This is a genomic window from Rhodococcus sp. CH91, assembly GCF_022554085.1.
GTDB lineage: Bacteria > Actinomycetota > Actinomycetes > Mycobacteriales > Mycobacteriaceae > Rhodococcus.
Map to the genome: position 1 here is coordinate 47,315 of NZ_JAKFYR010000011.1, position 20,422 is coordinate 67,736.

Genomic DNA, 20,422 nt, shown 5'->3' on the forward strand with positions numbered 1-20,422 from the left:
TGTCCCCGGTCAGGCGGGGTCGGCGACCCAGTGCACGAGCTGCCAGATGATGCCGTTGGGGTCGGCGAACTGGCAGTAGCGTTCCCCCCAGGGCTCGGTCTCCGGCTCGGTCACCACCCTCGCCCCCGACTCGGCGATGCGGGCGAACTCCGTGTCGACGTCCTCGACGACGAAGGCGATGAGCATTCCCTGCCCGGCCGGGCCGGCGATGGATGCGGGTTCGAACGTTGCCAATCCGGTGCGCAGGAACACGATGTTGAAACCCGCGTCCGGATGGGTCAGGGAGACGAATCCGTCCGCCGACATCTCTTCGGTGAAACCGAAATGCCGGCTTGCGAATTCGGCCGACGCGGCAGTGTCGGCGACATTGAGGGACAGAGCTGTCGACACGATCTTCATGCTACCTCCCAGGGACGGAAACCTCGTACATCGTATAGAGTACGCCTGACACGAGGACGACGGGAGAGAAGTTGGCACGCGAACTCATCGACCTGCTCTGGCGCGACCATCCCGAGGCGCCACCCGGCGGCTCACGTGGTCCTCGAGCGAAGGTCACCACCACCTCCGCAGTGGACGCCGCTGTCGCACTCGCCGATGCGGAAGGACTCGAGGCGCTCACCGTCCGCCGCCTCGCGACCGAACTCGGGATCTCCGCCATGGCCCTGTACACCCATGTGGGGTCACGCGACGACCTTCTCGTCCTCATGGTGGACCGAGTTCATGCGCGGCAGACCCTGCCGCCCTTCGAGTCCCCGTCCTGGCGTGACCGGATACGGCAGGTCGCCGAAGCGGAACTCGAGCACTACGCCGCGCACTGGTGGCTCCTGGACGTCGACGATCAGCGCACCGCACTCGGCCCCGGGACGATCGCGAAGTACGACCACGCCCTGCACGCCTTCGACGGAACGTCCCTCGACGACGTCGATCGCGACGCGGCACTGACCTTCGTCGCCGACTTCGTGCGAGGAGCCGCGCGAGCACGCCGCCCGGATCCCCACGCCGCGGACATGGCCGAGACCTGGGCGCGGTGGAACGACCGGTTGGCCCACTATCTCGGCGACGCACATCCGCTCGCTCAGCGGGTCGGCGCTGCTGCCGGGGCCGCGATGAACGCCGCCTACAGTCCGCAGCACGCGTGGGAATTCGGCCTGCGCCGCGTCCTCGACGGTCTCGAGCCCCTCGTCGCGACTTCGATGGATCGAACCCCGGACACCGGCGTCCGACCCACCGAGAAGTGACTCTCCCTCGGGCTCCTACACGCGGTAGGCGGATCGTTCTCGCCGCGCCCGGGCGAGATTGGCGATCAGCTCGGGGCGGGTCTGATGCTCATGAGCGTCCCAGGCCGGCTGGCCGGGTTCGGTGCGCCAGGACTCACCGAGCGGACTGTTGTCGACGGTGTCGAACCCGAACCGGTCGTAGAGTTCGGTTGCGACTGCGACCGCCTCGGGGAAGTTGCTCGAGACGGACAGTGCGATGCGGCCCGGAGTTCCGGCGGGCCGCCCCGCCGTGGTGATGCGGGGAGCCTCGATATGGGTGAACGCCTTGGCCACCTTGGAGGTGGGCAGATGATCCTGACGCAGCTCGTGGACCGTCTTCTCCCCCGCGTCGACGAGCGGATAACGTCCGTCGCGCCAGGGCATGTAGTTGTTGGTGTCGAGCACGATCTTCCCGGCGAGCTCGTCGACCGGCATGTCGTTCACCGGCTTCAGCGGAACCGCGATGACCACGAAGTCGCCGGCCGCAGCCGCCTCGGCGGCGGTTGCCGCACGCGCCGACGGCCCGAGTTCGTCGATGAGATCACTCAGGGTGTGCGGCCCACGCGAGTTGGCGATGACCACCTCGTAACCGCTCGAGACTCAGCCCGGGCCACCTGGCTGCCGATTTCACCCGCACCGATGATGCCGATGACTGTCATGGGTCCGTACCTCGATCCGATCGGGGGCGAGAGAAGAGCGCTGCCGGCCGGGACTCGCCTTCCCGGCCGGCCGAGGAAGCTCAGATCTGATTCAGGCCACCGTCGACGTACAGGCTCGAACCCGTGACGAAGCTGCTCTGGTCGGACGCGAGAAAAGCTACGGCAGAAGCAATTTCCTCCGGCCGCCCGAGCCTGCCGAGCGGCACCTGGGCAGCCAGTTGCTGCCGGAAGTTCGCTGCCTGGTCCTCGTCCGGCATGAGCCCCGACAAGCCGGGAGTCTCGGTCGGCCCGGGGGTGACGGTGTTGACCCGGATTCCCCGGCCCTTGAGCTCGTTGGCCCAGGTCCGCGCGAACGAGCGGGTGGCGGCCTTCGTCGCGGCGTAGACGCCGAACGCCTCTGCACCGACGTCGACGTTGGTGGACCCGTTCAGGATCACCGAGGCGCCGTCGTTGAGCACGGGCAGCGACTTCTGGATGGTGAACAGCATCCCGCGGACGTTGATGCCGAAGAGCGTGTCGAAGTGCTCTTCGGTGATGTCCTCGAGCGTGACGAACTCGGCGACCGCGGCGTTCGCGAACAGCACGTCCAGACCGCGTCCCCGCTGACGGATCGTGTCGTAGATCCGGTCGAGATCGTCCAGATTCGAGATGTCGCCCACCACCGCGGTGGCCTCCGGACCGATCGCCTCGACGGCCGCGTCGAGCTCCGTCTTACGTCGCCCGGTGATGAACACGTGCGCCCCTTCGGCTGCCAACCGCACGGCACTGGCAAGTCCGATCCCGGTACTGCCGCCGGTGACGAGAGCAGTCTTTCCTTCGAGTAGTCCCACGTGAACAGCCTCCTTGTAATTCCGCATCGATCGATGCGGAATTTGAACGCTAGCACTTCTGTATCGATCGCTGCAAAATAGGTAGACTCGCCCTCATGGCAACCAGACAGGGCGGTGCGGTCGGCCGACCGCGAGGATTCGACGCCGAGGAAGCACTCGAGCGCGCGATGCGGGTCTTCTGGGAACACGGCTACGAGGGCGCGAGCCTGTCCTGCCTCACCGAGGCGATGGGCATCTCCACCACGAGCATGTACTCCGCCTTCGGCAACAAGGAGGAACTGTTCCGTAAGGCGCTCGAGCGTTACACCGACGGCCCCAGGGCATATCTGACCCGCGCTCTCGAGGAACCCACCGCACGCGACGTCGCGGCCGCCATCCTCGAGGGCACCATCCGGACCACCACCTGTCCCACCACTCCCGCGGGCTGCATGGGTGTTCAGGGCGCTCTCAGTGCGAGCGATGCCGGCCGGGAAGTCCGTGAACTTCTCGCCGCCTGGCGCAACAACGGATGTTCGCGTGTCCGTGAGCGGTTCGAGCAAGCCGTCGACACCGGCGACCTGCCCCCGGACACCGATCCGGCGCTCCTGGCCCGTTACATCACCACCCTGTCCTTCGGCATCGCCGTGCAGGCCGCGAGCGGCGTCGATCGCGAAGAACTCCAGGAGATGGCCGACGCAGCCCTCCGTACGTGGCCGATCCGCTGACGTTCGGAACCCTTCCCCTACCCCTCACGCACCTCTTCGAGCCTCCGGATCAGGGTCGATGCGTCGAACGGCCCGGTGTGCAGGACGAGATCCGAATCCGTGACACCGAGATAGAAGGTCGGCGTCCCCTGGACATCGCTGCTCTCCGCGTCGAGATCGTCGTCCTCGACCCGATGCCGGTACCGGCCCAGACGTAGATCCTCGTCGAACCGGTCCATGTCGAGTCCCAGCTGCATCGCATGGTCGTAGATCTCGTCGCGGGACAGGGCGTCGCTGTGGGCGAACAGGTGGTCGTGCATGTCCCAGAAGCGGCCCTGCGCAGCAGCGGCCTCGGCGGCTTCGGCGGCGAAACGTGCGTGCGGGTGCACCTCGTCGAGCGGCAGATGACGGAAGACGTAACGCAGGTCGTCACCGAAGTGCTTGTGCACGTCGCGGATGCTGCCGGTCGCCCTGCTGCAGAACGGGCACTCGAAATCTCCGTACTCGACGAGCGTGAGCGGGGCGTCGATCGGTCCACGCACGTGGTCGCGGTCCGGGTCGATCGGACGCAGCAACACCAGTCCTGCCGGCCCCTGGGGCGGATGACGACGATCGGACAGCCGGAACAACAGCCAGCCCAGTCCCGTGGCCAGTATTGCTGCCAGGAGCACGCCGATCCGTGCATCGTTGGCCGCCTCCGGAGATTCGATCGCCAGATCCACGATGAACAACGAGATCGTGAACCCGATCCCGGCCAGCGCGGCGCCGCCGCTGATCTGCGAGAGCGTGAGCCCCGGCGGCAGGCTGCCGGGGCGCAGACGCGCGAACACGGCGGTAGCCGCGGTGATACCGACCAGTTTGCCCACCACCAACCCGACGACGATGCCCCACGTGATCGGTGACCGCATCGCCACACCGACGGTTTCGACGGAGAGCACCACACCGGCGTTGGCGAGGGCGAAGATCGGCACCACGAGAAAAGCGGTATACGGCTGGTAGAACCGCAACAGCCGCTCGTTGACGGACACCGCCCGGAGCACACCGAGTTGTGCAGCGCGCGCATAGTCGGAATTGGGTGACTGACGGAACGCCCGTGTGAGTTCGCCGGCGCGTTCCACTTCGTTGCGTCGCGGCGGATAGACGGGAAGGATCAGCGCGATCAGCACACCGGCGAGAGTCGGGTGCACGCCGGATTCGTAGAAGGCCAGCCAGGTTCCTGCCGCCACGACGAAATAGACGACCCCACGCCACACTTCGAGCCGGCGGAACTGCACGATCAACAGCAGCCCGATCGCCGCCGGGATCAGGAAGACGGGCCGCAGGTCGTCGGTGTAGACGAAGGCGATGATGGCGAGGGCACCGATGTCGTCGGCCACCGCGAGCGTGAGGATGAAGACACGCAGCCGGGCCGGGCACCGAGGACCGACCAGCGCTAGTGCACCGAGCACGAACGCGGTATCGGTGGAGACGACCACTCCCCACGCGCTCGCGGCGTCCCCACTGGGATTGAACAGCAGGAACAACGCAGCAGGGACCGCCAGGCCCGCGATCGCAGCCACCAGCGGCACCGCTGCGCGTGTGCGGTCGGTGAGCTCACCGATGGTGAGTTCACGTTTCACTTCGAGACCGACGACGAAGAAGAACAGCGTCATCAACCCGTCGTTGACCCAGTGCTTCAGATCGAGGTCGATGCCGTAGTCGCCGATGCGGATGCTCAGCGGCGTGTGCCAGAACGTCTCGTACGAATCACCCAGATTCGCCCAGACCAGAGCAACCACGGTGGCGGCGAGCACGACGCCTGCCGCGAGCGTGTCGTCGTCCCTGTCGCTGCGCATCCCGGCGAGGAGTCCGGACACGCGACGGAGCATCGTCGGTTTCTCGTCGATCGTCATGTGCCCCTCGTTCCGCAGCCCGCACCGAATCACCCGTCGCCGGTGGACAGGCGGACATCCGAGGTCACCGACAAATCCTCACAACGACAAGGCCATCGACGATTATTTCCCGAACCGTCCACATCTCGGGAGCGGACCGGATGCGGATCTCGGGGCGGCCGAGCTAGGCCGTCAACACCAACAGAAATCCGCCCCCTGCCGGCTCGATCCGCGTATCGAACCGCACCTCCGGTTCCAGCCGCGACAGCCTGTCGAGCAACCATTTCGCGGCGTCCTCCGCGTCCGTTCTCTCGGGGCATCGGGCGACGGCGACGCGTCCGCCCTTCCGCGTGAGTTGCTCGACCACTCCCACGATGGGCGCGGGATCGACGACGAACAGCCGGTCGGGCCACGGCACGACCGGTTTGACAGCACCCTTCTTGGTGTTGCAGGCGCGGTGCGCGAGGCGTTCGACTCCGCCCTTCCCCTTGGCGCCCTTCTTGGCGGTGTTGATGCTGTCGATACTGGGACCGCGCGGATCGTTGACCGACATGTCGGGGTCCACCGACTCGTCGCACAGCCAGCAGCGCCACGCTTCACGCTCACCGACTTCTCGAAGGGTGCTCATGGGACCGAACGCTACCGTGCCCGTCGGAGGGGACGCGGCGCGCCTTCAGCGAGGTCTTCGACGTCGGCGAACCGATGGGCCACTCTCGGAGCGGTTCGGCGCGGGCCCGTGCCAGACGTGCACTGCCGGCGGGTCCTTCGTGTAGTCCGTTCGGACCTTTTGCAGGTCGAGTACGCGTGCAACGCTGGAAACGGCCGGGTTGGCTGCGCCCCGCAGGGGGAAGCGCAGACGACCCGGACTCCCGGCGCGGGGCAGTCACGCCCCGTTTCCCTCCCCGACCGAGGCGAAACGGAGCGTGCCCCGACCCATAGTCGAACGGAAGTGGCGAAGATACTGGACGCGTCGCAGCCTCGAACGATGCCGAAGCGGTGGTTCGGTCCGCACGTGCGGCCTAGAACATCCTCTGCTGTGGGGCGGGCGGGGCTCGAACCCGCGACCAGCGGATTATGAGTCCGCGGCTCTAACCGACTGAGCTACCGCCCCGTCGCGACGACACGTTCGTCGCACTGCACCGCACGTCTCGCACGGCGCGATCGAATGCTACCCGGACACGGCGGCCGACACGCTTCCGGGTGCGAAGTAACGCACGTCACATTCAGAGATCGGCGGGCGCGCGACGCCCAGCCTCCGGATGCAGCAGACCGTGCCGGCCAAGATCCGAATCCCAATCAGACGGATAGCAGCGCAATCGACGCGCCGGCACGGGTACCGCCTTCGAAACGTGCGCCGCTCTCTGCTGCAACCGGTTTCGGGCATCTCCCCACTAAGCCGCAGTAACAGTCGTACCGGTCGGTTCGATATGTCTCCGAAAGCTTTTTGCCCAAGGAGAATCTCATGACCATGCCCCCGCAGCCGCCCGCCGGCCAGCAGCCCTACTATCCACCGCCGGCGCAGCCGCAGCCTCAACCCAAGAAGCGCAAGAAGTGGCCGTGGATCCTCGGCGCAGTACTCCTCATCATCGTCATCGTGTCCGTGTCCGGAGGAGGCGATGAGGGCAGCTCGGACGGCAGCGGATCGGGCAGCAACGGGTCGGCACTGCAGGATGATGCTCCCGCGGCCGGTATCGGTACCGAAGTACGCGACGGCAAGTTCGCGTTCACGGTCACCAACGTCGAGACGGGCCAGACCCAGGCCGGCACCAACCCGTATGCGAACAAAGTCCCTCAGGGCCAGTTCGTGTTCGTACATGTGGACGTGAAGAACATCGGCGACCGGCCACAAAGCTATTTCGGCGGAAACCAGAAGCTGATCGACGCGCAGGGCCGCGAGTTCGCAGACGATACCGAAGCCGAGATCTATGCGAACGAAGGCAATTACACGATCGGTGAGATCAATCCGGGCAACGCGGTGTCGGTGATCTTGGTGTTCGACGTACCGGCCGACGCGCAGCCGAAGTCCCTCGAACTGCACGATTCGGCATTCTCGAACGGTGTGACTGTCAACATCGGCTGAAATACCCCTACAGAAAGTGGTCCCGAGCGACATTGCCGGGGCCACTTTCGTCTTCCTGCGCATGCGACCGGGACGGACGCCCCCCGGACAGCAGGGCCCCTCGGATGATCGAAATCACTTTCGCGCGGCAACTCGCCAACCCCGGGCTGGACGCGGTATCGGATGGAGATCGACCGAGCGGGACCAACGCGGACGGGCTGCTCACCTCTTCGGCCGGGCCCGACACAAAGAAGTGCCCCCACCGTCATATGACGGTGGGGGCACTCCCTCACGCTCCCCCGGCTGGACTCGAACCAGCAACCGTTCGATTAACAGTCGAATGCTCTGCCAATTGAGCTACAGGGGATTGTCCTGCGGTGCTCCGCGGTTTCCCCCGGTGCGTGAAAAACCATAGCGTCCTACCTGCCGCAGCGCCAAATCGCCTGCTTGTGGGCATGCTGCGGGGCGATCGGGCAGGATGGTGGCGACGCAGGCACGGGTGGAAGGACATCACATTGATGGGTTTGTTGGTCGGGGTCGCTGCGGGGTACGTGCTCGGCACCCGAGCGGGGCGCGCGAGGTACGAACAGATCAGCAAGACGGCCAAGGCGGTGGCTGCGAGCCCCGTCACGAAGAAGGCGATCGAGGTGGGCAGGCAGAAGCTCGCCGACTCGCTCAGTCCTCAACCGAAGCTCGAACCGATGAAGCCCATCGACGAGACGACGACGATCATGATCCCGCGGGATCAGTTGAAGAAGTAGCCGTCAGCCGGCCAGGCCGTCGCCGATGGCCTGGTCGAGCAGACTGCGCCGGTACTGTTCGAGCGCCATCAGGTCGCCGAGCAGCGCGTGGAACTCCTCGGACTCGGTTGCCGGTGAGATCCGCTGCAGTTTGGACTTCAGCTCGGCCACCTGCTCGCCGACCCAGACCTCCTGCAGTCTGGCCAGAACACCACCGATGTACCGCGGCAGGCGTTCCTCCTCTGCCGGGACCGGTTCGACGGCGAGTTCCATCACGAGAGACCGGGCGACAGGATCCGTTGTTGCTCGCCCCACGGCGTCGACCCACTCGGCGCCACCGAGACCGGCCGCCGTTCCGCCGGCGGCGGTGACCGCCTTCCGCACCGCCGCGTAGGCAGGGTCGGTGAAGGTCTCCGGCGGCAGGGAGTCGAAGACTGTCCCGGCGATCCCCGGGTACTGGAGTGCGGCCTTGAGCGCGTCGCGTTGCGGCCACAGCGCGGGATCGTTGGGGCGGGGCCGCCGCAGGGCGGAGACGGGCTCCGCGGGGGTGGCACGCGTCTTCGCTTCCGGCGCCCGGACTCCCCTGCGCGCTTCTTCCTGCACGCGCCGGCGGACGGTGGGAATGTCGTCCCACCCCGTCCAGTGCGCGAGTTGCACCGCGTAGTTGTCACGGATCGTCCGGTCCTTGATCCGCGCGACGACCGGAACACATCGTCGCAACGCCTCGACGCGACCTTCGACCGTGTCCAGATCGTGTTCGGAAAGAATCGATTTCACGACGAACTCGAACATCGGTGTGCGACGGGCCACGAGGTCGCGCACCGCGCCGTCCCCTGACTCCTGCCGCAACTCGCACGGGTCCATGCCCTTGGGTGCGATGGCGACGTACGTCTTCGCCGCGGTCTTCTGGTCCCCCTCGAACGCCTTCATCGCCGCCGCGCGGCCGGCGTCGTCACCGTCGAAGGTGTAGATGACCTCGCCGCGGAAGTAGCTGTCGTCCATGAGCAGGCGGCGCAGCAGTGCAAGATGCTCGTCGCCGAAGGCCGTACCGCACGCAGCGACCGCCGTCTTGACCCCGGCGAGGTGCATGGCCATGACGTCGGTATACCCCTCGACGATCACGGCCTGATGGGACCGGGCGATTTCGCGTTTGGCGAGATCGAGGCCGAACAGCACCTGAGATTTCTTGTACAGCACCGTTTCCGGTGTGTTCATGTACTTCGCGGTGATCTGGTCGTCGTCGTACAGGCGCCGGGCACCGAAACCGATGACGTCGCCCGCGAGATTGCGGATGGGCCACAGCAGGCGGCGGTGGAACCGGTCGATCGGTCCACGACGTCCCTGACGTGACAGTCCGGCGGCCTCGAGTTCGGAGAATTCGAAGCCGCGGCCGAGGAGATGCTTGGTGAGCGCGTCCCAGCCCGCGGGCGCATAACCGCAGCCGAACGTCTCTGCGGCCGCCTGGTCGAAGTTGCGTTCGGTCAGATAGTCGCGGGCGGCCTGCGCATCGGGCGTGCGCAGTTGTTCGGCGTAGAACTGCTGGGCGGCCGCGTTCGCCGCGACCAGCCGGGCACGGGTGCCCCGGTCGCGCTGGACGGACGGGCCCCCGCCCTCGTAGTTGAGTGTGTATCCGACGCGCTCGGCGAGCTGCTCGACGGCTTCGATGAAGCTGACGTGTTCGATCTTCTGCAGGAAGGAGTAGACGTCGCCACCCTCGCCGCAGCCGAAGCAGTGGAAGTGCCCGTGATTGGGACGCACGTGGAAGGAGGGGGACTTCTCGTCGTGGAAGGGGCACAGGCCCTTGAGCGAGTCGGCGCCACCGCGCTTGAGCGCGACGTACTCGCCGACGATGTCCTCGATGCGCACGCGGTCGCGAATGGCCGCGATGTCTCTGTCTGAAATACGGCCGGCCACGGTGACGAGTCTAAGCCGCGGCGCCGACCTGCCGACATCATGGTCTGTACGGGATGGCCGAACAGGTTCCGCAGCGCTGCGGCGTGCGGACACTGTCTCCTCGTGCCAGGGCCTGCCGAACCGCAGGTTTGCGCGGTCCTGTGGACGGATGCCCGATGTCGACCACGAGCATCCGTCCCGGAGAACGCGTCTTCGTCAGCCCCAGCTCGCCTGCGCGGCGAGGCTGTCGCGATCGATCCGCTCGAGACGCGATTCGGTGCACGAGGCGATCTGATCGACGACCACTCGCACCTTCGCGGCATCGTCGGGCGCCGCCTCCCATGCCGCCACGAAGAACGGGTCGAGTCCCACCGGCGCGGTGCGCAGCAGCCATTCGGCGACGCGGTGGATGCGCTCGCGTTGCGACTCCTGGCGTGCACGGTGGGCACGGTCGGACATGACGAACTGCAATGCCATCGTCTTGAGCAGCGCGACCTCGGACGCCACGACCGGGGGGACCACCAGGTCCGCCTCGTAGCGTGTGACGGGCCGGCCCTCGGTCGCGTCGCGGGTCCCGAGGATCGCCGCGGTGGCGAATCGGCCTACGAGTTCGCTCGTCAGCTTCTTGAGCGCAACCGAGCAGGCGAGGGTGCCGTCGAAGGTCCCGACGTCGAGGACCACCGGCATGGTCGACAACCGCTTGGCCGCCTCGGCCAGCTCGGCCGGGTCGAGACCCGAGAATTCGCGCATGCCCACTTCGATCAGCCCTGCGACCTCGTCGGGGTCGCCGAGCACCCGCAGGTCGATCCGCCCGTCGATGACCCCGTCCTCGAGATCGTGCACCGAATAGGCGACGTCGTCGGACCAGTCCATGATCTGCGCTTCGAGACACTGGCGCCGATCGGGAGCTCCCTCGCGTACCCAGGCGAGGACCTCGGCGTCGTCGTCGTACGCGCCGAACTTCGCTCCCGGGCGTGGGCGCGTCCACGGGTACTTGAGCGTCGCGTCGAGCGAGGCGCGGGTGAGGTTCAGTCCGGCGCTGGTTCCGTCGGGATAGAGGACCTTCGGTTCGAGGCACGTGAGGATCCGCAGGTTCTGCGCGTTGCCTTCGAATCCGCCGCAGGACTCCGCGACCGCGTCGAGCGCACGCTCGCCGTTGTGCCCGTAGGGCGGATGCCCGATGTCGTGGGCGAGGCCGGCGAGGTCGACGAGGTCGGGGTCGGCACCGAGCCCTTCGGCGATGCTGCGCCCGATCTGCGCGACCTCCATCGAGTGCGTCAGACGGGTCCGCGGGGTGTCACCGTCGCGGGGGCCCACCACCTGGGTCTTGTCGGCGAGTCGTCGCAGGGCGGCGCAGTGCTGCACGCGGGCACGGTCGCGGGCGAAGGCGGTACGTTCGGACGCCGCGCCCTCCGACCCCGCGAGGGCCGAGGTCTTCCGCGGCTCGGCCACGCGCCGTTCGAGATCGTGTTCGCTGTACCCCTGCATCACACTGCCTTCCGTCCCGGAGACCCTACGTTCGGCCTCACTGCTCCGCCGTGTACGGGAAATCCGCGGAGAAATGGGTGATCTGATACCAGATCAGCGCGCCGGTCTCGCGGGCGATCCCGTGGAACTGCGATTCGCGGGTGAACACCGCCGGACCCTGCCGGGTGGGTGCGGTCCACGCGTCGAGACCCGCATCGCGCGCCATGGTGCGGGTGCGCAGCGAATGCCACGGGTCGCTGACCAGCACGACCGACGACAGTCCCCTGTCGGACATCTCCCGGCTGACCGCCTCGACGCTGAGCAGCGTGTCCGAGCCTTCCTCGACGGCGACGATCGCGTCCTCCGGAACTCCGCGCGAAACGAGATAGTTCTTTCCCGCCGCAGCTTCGGTGTACAGGTCGCCTTCCTGCTTGCCGCCCACCGTGACGATCCGCGGGGATGTTCCTGCTTCGTAGAGCTTGAGCGCCTGTTCGAGGCGGGCCTCGAACACCGACGACGGCGTACCGGAGTACTGGGCGGCACCGAGCACGACGATCGCGTCGGCGGGCGTCCGGTCGTCGATCCGCGCGACCTGCCAGACCCGCACGGCCGTTCCGGCGACGACGAGGACGGCGGCGAGCAGGATGCCGACCAGCAGGCGCCTGAACCAGCGCGCGATGCGCGCGCCCACGCCGAGGTCGTCCCCGGTGGATGCGGTGCCGGTGCGGCGGGATGCAGTGCTCACCCCCTGATTCTGCCAGCGACCGCACGGAGGTCGACCGGACGACGCGCCGACCCCGCTCGCGCCTCGCAGCCACTAGATTCGATCCCATGCCACACGTATCGGCCGCACGGTCTCCGCGCCCCGCACGTTCTGTGCTCGCCTTCGTCCCCGCCCTGCTGGCAGTGGCCGCGTGGCTGCTCTTCCCGGTGGCGGCCTCCGCCGAGCCCCCCTCCCGGCTCGCCCAGCCGATCACCGACTCGGCGGGAGTGCTCGACCAGGCCGACATCGCGCGTATCCAGGAGGCCACGAACACGCTGTACGACGAGCGTGGTCTGCAGCTGTGGGTGACCTATGTGCCGAGCTTCGACGGACGCAATTACGACAGCTGGGCGCAGGCCACCGCGCAGGCGAGCAACTTCGGTCGGAATACGGCCTTGCTGGCGATCGCGACGACGGACCGCGAGTACGCGTTGTGGACTCCGACGGGATCCGAGATCTCCCGGAGCGAGCGCGACCGGATCAGTTCGTCCGACATCGAACCCGCATTGCGGAACAGAGACTGGACGGGTGCCGCGGTGGGCGCCGCCGAGGGCCTGAACAACGCCCTCGCACCGTCGAGCGCGCCGGTGACGACACTGCTCGTCGGCGGGGGCGTGATCGCGGCCGGCGGTGCCGGCCTGTACGCCTACAACCGTCGATCGAAGAAGAAGCGGGCGGAATCCGGAGCGGCACAGGCGGCCCGGATCGACCCCGCCGACACCTCCGCGTTGCGGGCTCTGCCGATCGAAGGTCTCGAGCAGTACGCGCAGACCCTGCTGGTCGAGACAGACAACGCGGTCCGTTCCAGCTCCGAGGCCCTCGAACTCGCACGGGGTGAGTTCGGGGATGCCGCGGTGGCCCCCTTCGACCGGGCCTACCGGCAGGCACAGTCCGCGCTGGCGGGTGCGTTCGAGATCCGTCAGCGGCTCGACGACGACATTCCCGAGACGCCGGAGCAGCAGCGCGACATGCTCGTGCAGCTGATCTCCTCGTGCGGGCAGGCCGACCGCGAACTCGACTCCCAGGTCGAGGCCTTCGACACGATGCGCAATCTCCTGCTCGACGCTCCGGCGCGGCTGGACGCTCTCACGCAGCGTGCAATCGCACTGCAGGCGCGGATCCCGGAGGCCGAGCGGATTCTGGGTGGGCTGCATTCGGAGTTTCCCGCCGGTGCTCTGACGCCGGTCGCCGACAACGTCTCGCTGGCCCGAGAGGAGATCGCGTTCGCGGAGAACGCGATCGATCAGGGCCGCACCGCCGTGGCCCGGCCGGTCGGCGAACAGGGCGACGCCGTGCGGGCCATCCGCGAAGCGGAGCGGGCCCTGGGTCACGCAGCGACGCTGCTCGACTCGCTCGACCACGCCGCCGAGGACATCCGGCGCGCGATCGCGACACTTCCCGACGCGATGGAGGACGCCGAGCAGGGCGTGGCGGATGCGAAGCAACTCGTCGAAGCGGGTGGGCCCGAACTCGTCGAGGCGCTGAAGGCCGTGCAGGAAGCCCTCGAACACGCGCGGGCCGAGCAGCACACCGACCCGCTGGGCAGCTTCACGCGGGTCGTCGAGGCCGACGCGCGCCTCGACGAACTGCGGGCACGGACCAGGCAGGCGCAGCAGCAGGCCGCGGAGATGCGTCGCCGTCTCGACCAGGACCTGGCGGCGGCGCAAGCTCAGGTCACGGCCGCGGCCGACTTCATCGGCACGCGCCGGGGCGTCGTCGGTGCGCAGGCCCGCACGCGGCTGTCCGAGGCGCAGCGGCACCTGCAGGCCGCGCAGCAGGCCGCCGACTCGGATCCGGCCGCAGCCATCCAGTACGCCCGCTCCGCGGCGTCGCTGGCGGTGCAGGCCCTGCGCAGCGCCCAGAACGACGTGCAGCGCTGGGACTACCAGCAGCGTCCGCCCCGCGGCGGTTCGTCGGGCGGCAACATCGCCGGCGCCGTGCTCGGCGGAATCCTCATCAACAGCGTGCTCAACAGCGGGCGCGGCGGGGGCGGTTTCGGCGGAGGTTTCGGTGGCGGCAGCTTCGGGGGTGGCGGCTTCGGAGGCTCCAGCGGCGGACGCTTCTAGGACCGCGGCCGTGCATCCTGGTGCAGCACGCGCGATGCGCGCGGGGCTGGGAACGGCGATCCGCCTGTTCGATTCCGCCGAGTCGTCCGACGGCAAGCCGTTCTCCGAGCCCGACATCCTGCGTCCCCACGTCGACTCGCGCCGGTTCGGCTGGGTCCACTACGGCGTCATGATCCCGGATCTGCCGGAGCCGCACCGGTTCTTCTCGATGATGTCGCTCATCGGGTCGACGGGATCGCTGGCCTTCGACAACGACGACGCGCTCGTCGCGCCGCCGCGCCGTAACGCCTCGGTCGTCGCGGGCACGGCTGCCTCCCATCCCGCTCACTTCGGGAACTATGCGGTGGGAGACACATTCGTCTCGTCCCCCGACGGTTCGCTCGTGAAGTTCGGTGACGACCTCACGTTGACGGGGCGTTATCCCTGTTACGAACTGGTGGGGCGAGTCGGTGATGTGGATGTCGCGCTGAAGCTGACCAACACCGGCACGGTGTCGTGGTTCTTCCGCAACCCCCTCTACAAACACTTCGGTCTGCTCACCGACTACGAGGGCACGTTCACGCACGAGGGCACGAGCGTCACCGCCTCGGGTCTGTGTTCGTTCGAGTACGGCGCGATGCCGAGTCCGTATCTGGTGCGCACCACTGCCCTGCCGCCTGCGGCGAAGGCGCCGCTCGACTACTTCGTCTATCAGATCGTCGATCTCGACGCCGACACGCAGATTCTGCTCAGCCGGTATGCGATCGGCGGTGCACCGTTGATGACGACCGCGATCCTGCGCACCCGCGCGGGCTACGGCACACGATTCCGCAGGGTGGACTTCGAGGTACTCGAGGTGCGCGACGAACCCGAGCCGACGCCCTACGGCATCCCGATGCCGGTCCCGCAGCGGACCCGTTTCCTGGTGAAGGACTCCCGCGGTCGCCCCTGGCTGGACCTCGAGGCGGTGATGGACACTCCGTTCACCTTCGGCCTCGGCACCGGATTCGTCACCGGTTTCGCCTACACGGCGACGTGGCGGGGCGCCGGGATCACCGGTCGCGGGTACTTCGAGTACATCGATCGTCGTTCCGGGGCCTGACCCGGGAAGGCGAACGCGCCCTCCGATCCGCCGGGACCGGAGGGCGCGTTGCCGGACGTGTCTGTCAGCAGCCGAGCAGGCGCTGCGCGAGGTAGCCCTCGACCTGGTCGAGGCTCACGCGCTCCTGCGCCATGGTGTCGCGCTCACGGATCGTGACGGCCTGGTCGTCGAGGGTGTCGAAGTCGACCGTGATGCAGAACGGCGTGCCGATCTCGTCCTGACGGCGGTAGCGGCGGCCGATGGCGCCGGCGTCGTCGAACTCGATGTTCCAGTTCTGGCGCAGCTTCGCGGCGAGATCCTTGGCCTTCGGGCTCAGGTCGGCGTTGCGGCTGAGCGGCAGCACGGCCGCCTTGACGGGCGCGAGTCGCCGGTCGAGACGCAGCACGGTGCGCTTGTCGACACCGCCCTTGGCGTTGGGTGCCTCGTCCTCGGTGTAGGCGTCGACGAGGAAGGCCATGAGCGAGCGGGTCAGGCCGGCCGCCGGTTCGATGACGTACGGGGTGTAGCGCTCGTTGGTGGCCTGGTCGAAGAAGCTCAGGTCGGTGCCGGAGTGCTTCGAGTGCGTCGAGAGGTCGAAGTCGGTGCGGTTCGCGACGCCCTCGAGCTCACCCCATTCGCTGCCCTGGAAGTGGAAGCGGTACTCGATGTCGACGGTGCGCTTGGAGTAGTGCGACAGCTTCTCCTGCGGGTGCTCGTACAGGCGCAGGTTGTCCTTGTTGATGCCCAGATCGGTGTACCAGTTCAGGCGGTAGTCGATCCAGTACTGGTGCCACTGCTCGTCCTCGCCGGGCTTGACGAAGAACTCCATCTCCATCTGCTCGAACTCGCGAGTGCGGAAGATGAAGTTGCCGGGCGTGATCTCGTTGCGGAAGCTCTTGCCGATCTGGCCGATGCCGAAGGGCGGCTTCTTACGCGAGGTGGTGAGCACGTTGGCGAAGTTCACGAAGATGCCCTGCGCGGTCTCCGGGCGGAGGTAGTGCAGGCCTTCCTCGCTCTCGATGGGACCGAGATAGGTCTTGAGCATCATGTTGAAGTCGCGGGGCTCGGTCCACTCGCCCTTGGTGCCGCAGTCCGGGCACACGATCTCGGACATCGGCACGGCGTCGGGGTCGTCGAGCTTGTGCTTCTCGGCGTACGCCTCCTGCAGGTGGTCCTGCCGGTGACGCTTGTGACAGTGCAGGCACTCGACGAGCGGGTCGTTGAACACGCCGACGTGACCGGAGGCGACCCAGACCTGACGCGGGAGGATCACCGAGGAGTCGAGACCGACGACGTCGTCGCGGCTGGTGACCATATTGCGCCACCACTGCTTCTTGATGTTGTCCTTGAGCTCCACACCGAGCGGCCCGTAATCCCAGGCCGACCTGGTGCCGCCGTAGATCTCACCGCAGGGATAGACCAGACCTCGGCGCTTCGCGAGGTTGGCGACGGTATCGATCTTGGATTTGGGTGCCACTCGGTTTCTCCATCTTCGATGCGGGGTTTTCGCAGCATGCGTCGATGAGTAAGCCTATCGCTCCGCGCCGGGTGCTCGAATTCGTGCCGGTTGACATGCACAACCGTGCATATCAAAATGGAATCGATTTGCAATAAGCCTCCGGTGGGCGGCACCGTCCACCGGCCCACCCCGCGCCCCGAGGAGCCCCGTGAGTGTCGACGCCGATCCACGCGACTGCAACACGGACGCGCGGGAACGCCGGCGGGCCGTGGCCGGCGACCCGTCGTCCCGGCCGGCCCTCTCCCCCGAGACCCTGATCGCGGCCGGGGAACTGCTGCGCGCTCTTTCCGCCCCCGTCCGCATCTCGATCGTGCTGGAGCTACGGGAATCGGCGCGCTGCGTCCACGAACTCGTCGGCGCGCTCGGCGTCACCCAACCGCTCATCAGCCAGCATCTGCGCGTACTCAAGACCGCCGGCGTGGTCCGCGGCGAACGTTCGGGACGCGAAGTGCTCTATCACCTGGCCGACGACCACCTCGCCCGCATCGTCGTCGACGCCGTCGCTCACGCCCAGGAAGGACAATCGCAGTGACCTCCACCCGCAAGCCTCTCGTGGGGGTGCGCTCGACCCGGCAACGCAGCGCCATCGTCGACCTGCTCGACAACACCGAGGAATTCCGGTCCGCCCAGGACCTGCACGACGAGCTGCGCAAGCGCGGCGAAGGCATCGGCCTGACCACCGTCTACCGCACACTGCAGTCGCTCGCCGAGGCCGGCAGCGTGGACGTGCTCCGCACGGACAGCGGCGAGTCGCTCTTCCGCCGCTGCTCCTCCGGGCATCACCACCATCTCGTGTGCCGCCACTGCGGCTTCACGGTCGAGGTGGACGGCCCGGAGGTCGAACGCTGGTCGCACGAGGTGGCGGAGTCGAACGGTTTCGTCGACGTCAGCCACACCGTCGAGATCTTCGGCAGCTGCCGCGAGTGCGCGCTCGCGCGCGCCTGAGACCTCCGCTCAGCCGCAGCTGCAGTCGCCGCATCCGCAGCCGTCGACGAGCAGGTTCTCCTCGTCGGCGTCGTCCTCACCGTCGAAGACCGACGCTTCGCCCCCGAGACGCTGCGCCAGCACGCGCGCCTGCTCGACGACCGGGACCAAGGCGGCGACGGCCCGCACGAGATGGATCGGCACGAGCGGCGACGCCGCGACCCGCAGTTCCGCGGTGACCCGGTCCTTGTCGAGGACGAACTTCACCTCCGAGAACTCGACCTGCAGGTCGCCGAGAACCTCCGCTGCCCGGGTCCGGCCCGTGACGTCCTCCACGAGGTAGGTGGTGAGCAGCACGAAGCCGCCTTCGGCGTCCACCGTGGCGTAGGTGAGCACGTCGTCGATCCAGATCGGGATCTCGCCGTCCTCGTCGGGCTCGGGGGCTTCCTCGAGGATCTGCGACAGCGTCTCGACGACGGCCGCGCGCAGGGCATCGTCGTCCTCCGTGGGGATCGCGACGGCGAACGACCCGTCGTCGGCCACCTCCTCGTCGATGGTGGTCTCGACGTCGATGTCGGTCGTGGTCACGAATTCTCCTCGATATCAGGGGTGGTGACGGAACCGCGCGCTTCGGCGGCGCCGTCGAGTACGAGCAACAGCATGGTGGTCAGCGCGGTGTCGTCCAGACCTGTCGCCGGGAACGAGTACCGCACCACGACGTCGGTGTCGGCGTCGCGTTCGATGAGGTGCACCGACCCGAACTGGAGGGCGTCGGCGGCTGCGGCGATGCGGGTGCGCACGGTCTCGTCGAGGGGAAGATCCCACGCGAGCACGCCCGTGATCGAGACCACGTCGAGGCCCTCGGTGAGCGTGACGACCTGCAGCGCGAAGGGCACCGCCCCGTAGTCGAATCCGAACGAACCGTCGGCGGTGGCCAGGGAGGTACGGACGTCGACGTAGGGCGTCAGGGCGGTGGCGATGCGTTCTCGCAACGAGGTCACTTCACACCTCCGAACCGCCGGTCGCGCGAGGCGTACTCCACGCACGCGGCCCACAGATCGCGCCGGTCGAAGTCGGGGAACATCTTGTCCTGGAAGACGAGTTCGGCGTAGGCGGACTGCCACAGCAGGAAGTTCGAGGTGCGCTGCTCCCCCGACGGCCGGAGGAACAGGTCGACGTCGGGCATCTCGGGCTCGTCGAGATAGCGCGCGAGGGTGGCCTCGGTGACACGCTCGGGATCGAGCTCGCCCGCCGCGACACGACGTGCGATCTCCCGTGCCGCGTCGGCGATCTCGGCGCGACCACCGTAGTTCACGCACATCGTGAGGGTCATGACGTCGTTGTCCTTCGTCAGCTCCTCGGCGATCTCGAGTTCCTTGATCACGCTGCGCCACAAGCGGGGCCGGCGGCCGGCCCAGCGGACCCGCACACCCATCTCGTGCATCTCGTCACGGCGACGGCGGATCACGTCGCGGTTGAAGCCCATGAGGAAACGCACCTCTTCGGGGCTGCGCTTCCAGTTCTCGGTGGAGAAGGCATAGGCCGAGAGCCACGTGACGCCCATCTCGATGCATCCGCACACGGTGTCCATGAGGACGGCCTCGCCGCGCTCGTGCCCCGCGGTGCGCGGCAGGCCCCGCTCCTGCGCCCAGCGGCCGTTGCCGTCCATGACCAGAGCCACGTGCCGGGGAATCAACTCGGGCTGCAGCACCGGCGGCCGCGCACCGGAAGGATGCGGATCGGGCGGTCGGATCACGCGATCAGGCGAGGGGGGCGTGGAGCGTCGTCGAATCACGGCTCCCATCCTGCCCGACACCCCCGAGCGCGTCATCGACGCGGGTCGGGACCTCGCCCACCCGGTGTGCCGGGGCTTCCCGGGCGGAGGGGGCGCTCCCCCGCTCGACGAGAGGCAGCGAGCGCAGTTGCCGTTCGAGATGCCACTGCAGGTGCGCCGCGACCAGGCCGCTGGCCTGCCGCCGCACCGCCGCGTCGGCTGTCTCGGTGTCGGCCCACCGTCCGTGGTTGAGCGCGTCGAGCAGCGCGAACACCCCCGGCGCCGGGGTCGCTGCGCCCGGAGGACGGCAATGGACGCATACCGCGCCACCGGCCGCGACATGGAAGGCCGTGTGCGGACCGGGACGATCGCACCGCGCGCAGCGGGTGATCGCCGGCGCCCACCCCGCGTAGGCCATGGCCCGGAGGAGATAGGCGTCGAGGACGAGCTCGGGTGGCCTGGTCCGGTCGCAGACGGCGCGAAGGGCGCCGACGGTCAGCGCGTGCAGGCGCGGGACGGGGGCGCGTTCTTCGCCCGCGAGCCGCTCGGCGGTTTCGAGGACCGCGCAGGCAGTGGTGTATCGGGAGTAATCGTCGACGATGCCCACCGCGAAGGCGTCGATGGTCTGCACCTGGGTGATGACGTCGAGATTGCGGCCCGGGTGGAGCTGGACGTCGATGTGCGCGAACGGCTCGAGCCGGGCGCCGAATTTCGATCGCGTCCGGCGCACGCCCTTGGCCACGGCCCTCACGAGACCGTGCCGGCGGGTCAGCAGGGTGACGATGCGGTCGGCTTCGCCGAGCTTGTGCTGGCGCAGCACCACCGCGTTGTCCCGATAAAGCCTCACTCCCCGAGTCT

Annotated in this window: 20 protein-coding genes, 2 tRNA genes and 1 pseudogene; 8 read left to right on the forward strand and 15 right to left on the reverse strand. The window is 67.9% G+C overall.

Going from position 1 to position 20,422, the window contains the following annotated elements; all coding sequences use genetic code 11:
* Positions 1-9: 9 nt before the first annotated feature.
* A complete protein-coding gene (locus MOM01_RS18965) occupies positions 10-399 on the reverse strand; it encodes a VOC family protein (protein ID WP_241386995.1) in 390 nt (129 codons plus the stop codon).
* 71 nt (positions 400-470) lie between these two features.
* Between MOM01_RS18965 and MOM01_RS18970 the strand changes: the two genes are divergently transcribed.
* The gene (locus MOM01_RS18970) at positions 471-1,238 is read left to right on the forward strand and encodes a TetR/AcrR family transcriptional regulator (RefSeq protein ID WP_241386996.1); all 768 of its coding nucleotides are present in this window, start codon (positions 471-473) and stop codon (positions 1,236-1,238) included.
* 15 nt (positions 1,239-1,253) lie between these two features.
* Here MOM01_RS18970 and MOM01_RS18975 read toward each other — a convergent pair.
* Together MOM01_RS18975 and MOM01_RS18980 are read right to left on the reverse strand one after the other, a co-directional pair.
* Positions 1,254-1,841, reverse strand: a pseudogene (locus MOM01_RS18975) (NADPH-dependent F420 reductase); the annotation flags it as partial.
* Positions 1,842-1,995: 154 nt separating this feature from the next.
* Positions 1,996-2,745, reverse strand: coding sequence for an SDR family oxidoreductase (locus tag MOM01_RS18980; RefSeq protein WP_241386998.1), 750 nt, complete (start codon positions 2,743-2,745; stop codon positions 1,996-1,998).
* Between the two features lie 95 nt (positions 2,746-2,840).
* Between MOM01_RS18980 and MOM01_RS18985 the strand changes: the two genes are divergently transcribed.
* Positions 2,841-3,449, forward strand: a complete 609-nt coding sequence (locus tag MOM01_RS18985) for a TetR/AcrR family transcriptional regulator (RefSeq protein WP_241386999.1) — start codon at positions 2,841-2,843, stop codon at positions 3,447-3,449.
* A 17-nt stretch (positions 3,450-3,466) separates the two neighbouring features.
* On the opposite strand, the gene nhaA is transcribed toward MOM01_RS18985, so the two are convergent.
* From nhaA to MOM01_RS19000, 3 genes are all read right to left on the reverse strand, one after another.
* Complete coding sequence (gene nhaA, locus MOM01_RS18990) at positions 3,467-5,320, reverse strand: Na+/H+ antiporter NhaA (protein ID WP_241387000.1); 1,854 nt, start codon at positions 5,318-5,320, stop codon at positions 3,467-3,469.
* A 163-nt stretch (positions 5,321-5,483) separates the two neighbouring features.
* Positions 5,484-5,864 (reverse strand): hypothetical protein, encoded by a 381-nt coding sequence (locus MOM01_RS18995; protein WP_308197016.1) that lies wholly within the window; start codon positions 5,862-5,864, stop codon positions 5,484-5,486.
* A gap of 472 nt (positions 5,865-6,336) precedes the next feature.
* Positions 6,337-6,410, reverse strand: a tRNA-Ile gene (locus tag MOM01_RS19000).
* Between the two features lie 351 nt (positions 6,411-6,761).
* On the opposite strand from MOM01_RS19000, the gene MOM01_RS19005 reads away from it, so the two are divergent.
* Positions 6,762-7,379: a DUF4352 domain-containing protein gene (locus MOM01_RS19005; protein ID WP_241387002.1), complete on the forward strand. Its 618-nt coding sequence runs from the start codon at positions 6,762-6,764 to the stop codon at positions 7,377-7,379.
* A gap of 273 nt (positions 7,380-7,652) precedes the next feature.
* Here the strand turns inward: MOM01_RS19005 and MOM01_RS19010 are convergent.
* Positions 7,653-7,725: transfer RNA gene (locus tag MOM01_RS19010), tRNA-Asn, on the reverse strand.
* 148 nt (positions 7,726-7,873) lie between these two features.
* Here MOM01_RS19010 and MOM01_RS19015 point away from each other — a divergent pair.
* On the forward strand, positions 7,874-8,119 hold the full coding sequence (locus tag MOM01_RS19015; protein WP_024101344.1) for a hypothetical protein: 246 nt from the start codon (positions 7,874-7,876) through the stop codon (positions 8,117-8,119).
* Positions 8,120-8,122: 3 nt separating this feature from the next.
* On the opposite strand, the gene dnaG is transcribed toward MOM01_RS19015, so the two are convergent.
* The 3 genes from dnaG to MOM01_RS19030 form a co-directional block, all read right to left on the reverse strand.
* Complete coding sequence (gene dnaG, locus MOM01_RS19020; protein ID WP_241387003.1) at positions 8,123-10,012, reverse strand: DNA primase; 1,890 nt, start codon at positions 10,010-10,012, stop codon at positions 8,123-8,125.
* A 195-nt stretch (positions 10,013-10,207) separates the two neighbouring features.
* Positions 10,208-11,479 (reverse strand): deoxyguanosinetriphosphate triphosphohydrolase, encoded by a 1,272-nt coding sequence (locus MOM01_RS19025; RefSeq protein WP_241387004.1) that lies wholly within the window; start codon positions 11,477-11,479, stop codon positions 10,208-10,210.
* A gap of 37 nt (positions 11,480-11,516) precedes the next feature.
* On the reverse strand, positions 11,517-12,149 hold the full coding sequence (locus MOM01_RS19030) for a YdcF family protein (protein WP_241387105.1): 633 nt from the start codon (positions 12,147-12,149) through the stop codon (positions 11,517-11,519).
* A 140-nt stretch (positions 12,150-12,289) separates the two neighbouring features.
* Between MOM01_RS19030 and MOM01_RS23200 the strand changes: the two genes are divergently transcribed.
* Both MOM01_RS23200 and MOM01_RS19045 read left to right on the forward strand, forming a co-directional pair.
* Positions 12,290-14,287 carry a TPM domain-containing protein gene (locus tag MOM01_RS23200; RefSeq protein ID WP_277609973.1) on the forward strand — a complete coding sequence of 666 codons (1,998 nt, stop codon included), beginning with the start codon at positions 12,290-12,292 and terminating at the stop codon, positions 14,285-14,287.
* A gap of 10 nt (positions 14,288-14,297) precedes the next feature.
* Positions 14,298-15,368: a DUF6670 family protein gene (locus tag MOM01_RS19045; RefSeq protein WP_241387005.1), complete on the forward strand. Its 1,071-nt coding sequence runs from the start codon at positions 14,298-14,300 to the stop codon at positions 15,366-15,368.
* 64 nt (positions 15,369-15,432) lie between these two features.
* On the opposite strand, the gene MOM01_RS19050 is transcribed toward MOM01_RS19045, so the two are convergent.
* Complete coding sequence (locus MOM01_RS19050; RefSeq protein ID WP_241387006.1) at positions 15,433-16,824, reverse strand: glycine--tRNA ligase; 1,392 nt, start codon at positions 16,822-16,824, stop codon at positions 15,433-15,435.
* 250 nt (positions 16,825-17,074) lie between these two features.
* Here MOM01_RS19050 and MOM01_RS19055 point away from each other — a divergent pair, with 250 nt between their 5' ends.
* Positions 17,075-17,398 carry an ArsR/SmtB family transcription factor gene (locus tag MOM01_RS19055; protein ID WP_241387106.1) on the forward strand — a complete coding sequence of 108 codons (324 nt, stop codon included), beginning with the start codon at positions 17,075-17,077 and terminating at the stop codon, positions 17,396-17,398.
* Positions 17,395-17,811 (forward strand): Fur family transcriptional regulator, encoded by a 417-nt coding sequence (locus MOM01_RS19060; protein WP_241387007.1) that lies wholly within the window; start codon positions 17,395-17,397, stop codon positions 17,809-17,811. The genes MOM01_RS19055 and MOM01_RS19060 overlap by 4 nt, the downstream gene beginning before the upstream one ends.
* A 9-nt stretch (positions 17,812-17,820) precedes the next feature.
* On the opposite strand, the gene MOM01_RS19065 is transcribed toward MOM01_RS19060, so the two are convergent.
* The 4 genes from MOM01_RS19065 to recO are packed head-to-tail and all read right to left on the reverse strand — an operon-like array spanning position 17,821 to position 20,411.
* Complete coding sequence (locus MOM01_RS19065; RefSeq protein WP_241387008.1) at positions 17,821-18,378, reverse strand: T3SS (YopN, CesT) and YbjN peptide-binding chaperone 1; 558 nt, start codon at positions 18,376-18,378, stop codon at positions 17,821-17,823.
* Positions 18,375-18,791: a hypothetical protein gene (locus MOM01_RS19070; RefSeq protein WP_241387009.1), complete on the reverse strand. Its 417-nt coding sequence runs from the start codon at positions 18,789-18,791 to the stop codon at positions 18,375-18,377. The genes MOM01_RS19065 and MOM01_RS19070 overlap by 4 nt, the downstream gene beginning before the upstream one ends.
* The gene (locus MOM01_RS19075; RefSeq protein ID WP_277609974.1) at positions 18,788-19,594 is read right to left on the reverse strand and encodes an isoprenyl transferase; all 807 of its coding nucleotides are present in this window, start codon (positions 19,592-19,594) and stop codon (positions 18,788-18,790) included. The genes MOM01_RS19070 and MOM01_RS19075 overlap by 4 nt, the downstream gene beginning before the upstream one ends.
* The gene (recO, locus tag MOM01_RS19080) at positions 19,551-20,411 is read right to left on the reverse strand and encodes a DNA repair protein RecO (RefSeq protein ID WP_241387011.1); all 861 of its coding nucleotides are present in this window, start codon (positions 20,409-20,411) and stop codon (positions 19,551-19,553) included. The genes MOM01_RS19075 and recO overlap by 44 nt, the downstream gene beginning before the upstream one ends.
* Positions 20,412-20,422 lie beyond the last annotated feature (11 nt).

Bases quoted from the DNA above. Each gene is read 5' to 3' on its own strand.
- MOM01_RS18965 (WP_241386995.1), bottom strand. From the start codon at position 399: ATGAAGATCGTGTCGACAGCTCTGTCCCTCAATGTCGCCGACACTGCC.
- MOM01_RS18985 (WP_241386999.1), top strand. From the start codon at position 2,841: ATGGCAACCAGACAGGGCGGTGCGGTCGGCCGACCGCGAGGATTCGAC.
- nhaA (WP_241387000.1), bottom strand. From the start codon at position 5,320: ATGACGATCGACGAGAAACCGACGATGCTCCGTCGCGTGTCCGGACTC.
- MOM01_RS19005 (WP_241387002.1), top strand. From the start codon at position 6,762: ATGACCATGCCCCCGCAGCCGCCCGCCGGCCAGCAGCCCTACTATCCA.
- MOM01_RS19025 (WP_241387004.1), bottom strand. From the start codon at position 11,479: ATGCAGGGGTACAGCGAACACGATCTCGAACGGCGCGTGGCCGAGCCG.
- MOM01_RS23200 (WP_277609973.1), top strand. From the start codon at position 12,290: ATGCCACACGTATCGGCCGCACGGTCTCCGCGCCCCGCACGTTCTGTG.
- MOM01_RS19075 (WP_277609974.1), bottom strand. From the start codon at position 19,594: ATGGGAGCCGTGATTCGACGACGCTCCACGCCCCCCTCGCCTGATCGC.